This is a genomic window from Arachnia propionica, assembly GCF_003932785.1.
Lineage (GTDB): Bacteria > Actinomycetota > Actinomycetes > Propionibacteriales > Propionibacteriaceae > Arachnia > Arachnia propionica_B.
On the sequence record NZ_RQYT01000081.1, the window covers coordinates 1 to 3446 of the forward strand.

Here is a 3446-nt window from a genome sequence, read left to right on the forward strand (position 1 = left end):
GGTGGGGTGAGGGGGTCCCGTAGGGGGTGGGTGGTGGCTACTCTTCCCAGTGAAAGGGGACGATGATGACCACTGCCGAGCAGGAGATGCCCTTCCCGGAGGACACGAGGGAGCAGATCTCCGATCTGTCCAGTGATCCCAGAGGGTGCGTGGAGAGGTGAATCCACTGCGGTCGCCCCGGTGGCCCCCTGGCTGTGTTGTCCTCCTCGAACGCACGATCCAGTGCGCTCTTCGTCGTCCGCCTTGCCAGGAGGCCACCGTGCCGATCCTCGTCACGATCCCCCTCTCCGCGCACCCTCTGAGCCGTTTGGCTGGGGCGATGTCGGGGGCGACGCAGTTGGGGCAGTGGGATGGGCAGGGTGTGCCCAGCTGGGTGAGGGAGGCGGCAGGGTCTCATTCGCCGGTGCCGTCGGCGCCGGGTCGAGAGGGGGCCATGGATCCGTCCTTCGAGGCGGCGAAGTTGGATCTCAAGGAGGCGTACGAGGGTCTCATCCGGAGTTTGAACGAGACGGCCCACACTGCTGCTCAGCAGGTGAGGGTGGCGCGGGAGATGTTCCTGCCCCCGGAGGTGGGGTCCTCCCGGGATGAGATCGGCAAGGAGTTGTTCAAGGACGGCTCCATCCTGGAGGCCCAGACCACATGGGAACACGCCCAGGAGAAGGCGGAGGAGATCGCCGATCAGCTCGAACAGGGCTTCAAGGATGATGATTCTGCCACCGCCGATGAGAAGGCTGAGCAGTTCCTGGCACGATACGGTGACGACCTGGAGGATCCCTTCGTCGCCACGGCACTGGCGACCATCCTCCCCCCTGAGGATCTGCTCGACCGCGGGCTACGCGGCTTGGACAACATTCATCGCGGGGACCTCAGGAAATCCCTCGCCGAGGCTGTGGGTACGACGATGGTTCTGGCCAGCGGGGGCATGAACCTCTCCCCGGAACAGCGGGACAACCAAGAACTCTACTTGCGTTACCAGTCCGCTCTGTTCGAGACGAGGGTCCAGGCGGAACACTCCACCATCACGATCCATCAGGACTACGCCGACAGGTTGACCTTGATGGCCGATGAATCTGTCGAGGTCGGTCCGAATAGGGTGAGGACGTTTCGTTCCGTGGAGGTGGCTGCGCAGTTGATGGGTGCTGCGGGGATCGCCAATCCTGACCTGTCGATCGGTCCGGGTCTGTTTGAACGCACGAATGGTAGTGACAGCTTCATGGACAAGGTGCTTCGCCATGATGATCGTGTGCTCCATCGTGACGGTCTCCAGCCCGGGGGAATGGCTTCACGGCTGGTCGACAGAGCGTTGGATCCCAAGCTCGAGGATCCGGTCTACGCGATGACCACACTCATGGACGGCCCGTCGTTCGCTCCAGATGCCGGGGATGAGGCCATCCGTGCGGCTGAACTCGAACGGCAGGGAGGTGTGAAGCAATGGCTGGCCTCTGATATCCAAGGTCTGGACACCAACGGTGATGGAGAGATCGGCGAGGGGGACCGGAAGATCAATGTCACGGAATACATCATGGGGGGTCGAACCGTGAATGACCCGAACGTCTACCAGAATGGTGAGTTCGCCCCGTACTCCGGTTTCCCCGACGGTGGGGTCCAGTTCGCCAAGGTGGCGGCGCAGGCCGCTCTTCCCGAGTTGCCTGAGGATTTGGCATCGATGAGTGAAGCGGATCAGCAGTTCTGGCTGAAGCGGGAAGCCGAAGGGATGCGCATCGCGAAGGGCTACCTGCTGGGCTATCAGAATGGCTTGAATGTCTACAGGCCAGACGGTGTTGAAGAGATCGAGGGCCAGCTGCCCTTCGGCTACCACAATGCCGAGGGACGAAACCATGCTGCAGACGTCTTGGGGCCGCGCCTCAAAGGGGTCAGCGTGAGTATGGCCGAGGGGGGTGAGGATGATGGCGACGATGAGGTCGCGGATGAATTGAACAAGCAATACCTCATCCTTCTCGACGAAGCCACGGTGAAGGAACTCCGAGGGCCGAACGGAGTGTTTGCTGACCTGGCCTTCGATGGGGCAGCGGACTACGCTCAGGCGGTGGAGGACATGAAGAGTGGAAAGCCGCCAAAGTTTGACAACCCGTCGGCCACGGACAAGTTGCTGACGTGGGCCTCATGGGGCTACGAGAGTGACCTCCGGACGTCCTTCGCAGCCGCACCCACCCCCCGCGACACAGATGGCCGCTCCATGGTCACCGAGTCAACCGAGGACTGGGTTCACATCATCAACACCCTGTTTGCGGCCCCGGACGAGGCGAATGCCCTCCAGCTTCAGGCTGTCGCCAACCGAAACGCGGTCTGGAATGAGCGTGCTCAGGACATGGTGGCCCTGTCCAAAGCGGCAGCCGGGGAGCTCCCGGGCGGTGGTCTGATCGGCGAGTATGTCGACAGGGCCGTCATCCAGCCCAAGCTGGATGAGATGTTCCCCAGCGACTTCGAGATGCGGGACGTGAACACCTCCAAGCGGGGTCCGACCATGCGTTTCATGATGAGAATGATGGCCGCAGTTGCTGCCGAAGAAGTGGACTTCTCCCAAGCGCCCAAAGATGAGGAATGGCTTGGAAAACTGAATTCTCGTGGCATACGCATTTTCCGTGATGATGGGTCGCTGATTCCTTATTCTGAGATGTCTGATGATAGTCGTTGGGCCTACTACAGGTACATCACGCGCCTACTTCCGGAGTGGGAATTCGATGATGCCAGAGGGGTGGTGCGTCGTGAGGCGCTGCTGGCTGATCTGGGTCGAGAAGAGGAGGAGGACGAGGAGTGATTGGTCGGCGTGCTCTGCTCGGGGGGTGGTTCGGGGCGATGGCGGTTCTCTCCTCGGGGTGCGCTCCCGGAGAATTGCCGCCGGATTCGGTTTCGCCCTCGGCGAAGCCGTCTCGGGTGTTGATGCCGACGGAGTATGCGGATCATTATGACCTGGTGGTGCCGGAGGGTTGGGAGGTGGCTCGGTGGGATCAGTACGAGAAGGCGTTTTTCTTTGGGCGGAGGGTTGAGGATGTGGATCCCCCGGCTGCTGTGAGCATAGAGAACTGGGGTGGTGAGTGGGCGGACGAGTTCACGGACCGGCCGCTTCGGGTGAATGCGTTGAGTTGGGAAGAGGTGTTTGAAACCCAGAGGAGGGAGTTCTCGAGTTCAGAGTTCTTCGGTTTTGAGGTTTTGCCTGAGCGAACGATTGGTGGGGAGCGAGCGGTGGGTATGACGGTGCATCAGGTGGGGGAGAAGAGTGGGAAGGAGAGTGTGTGGGAACAGTGGCATGTGTTGCGGCATGATGGGGTGTGGCTCTTTGATCTGTTCTCGGGTGGGGGCCGGGATCGAGTGGGTGATGATGCCTATGGAATTCTGGATTCGTTTCGGTGGACTGGTCCGGCGCCTTCGCCGTTGCCTGAGCCGCTGCCAGTGCCGACGCCCCGTCAGAGGTGAGGGCTGAGGTG

At 61.5% G+C, this 3446-nt stretch carries 2 protein-coding genes; both read left to right on the plus strand.

Translation table 11 applies throughout. The annotated features are described in order from the left end of the window. Nucleotides 1-259: 259 nt before the first annotated feature. Nucleotides 260-2779, plus strand: coding sequence for a hypothetical protein (locus tag EII35_RS15240; protein WP_125229312.1), 2520 nt, complete (start codon nucleotides 260-262; stop codon nucleotides 2777-2779). A gap of 122 nt (nucleotides 2780-2901) precedes the next feature. After that, the gene (locus EII35_RS15245) at nucleotides 2902-3435 is read left to right on the plus strand and encodes a hypothetical protein (RefSeq protein WP_125229313.1); all 534 of its coding nucleotides are present in this window, start codon (nucleotides 2902-2904) and stop codon (nucleotides 3433-3435) included. Nucleotides 3436-3446: the final 11 nt, after the last annotated feature.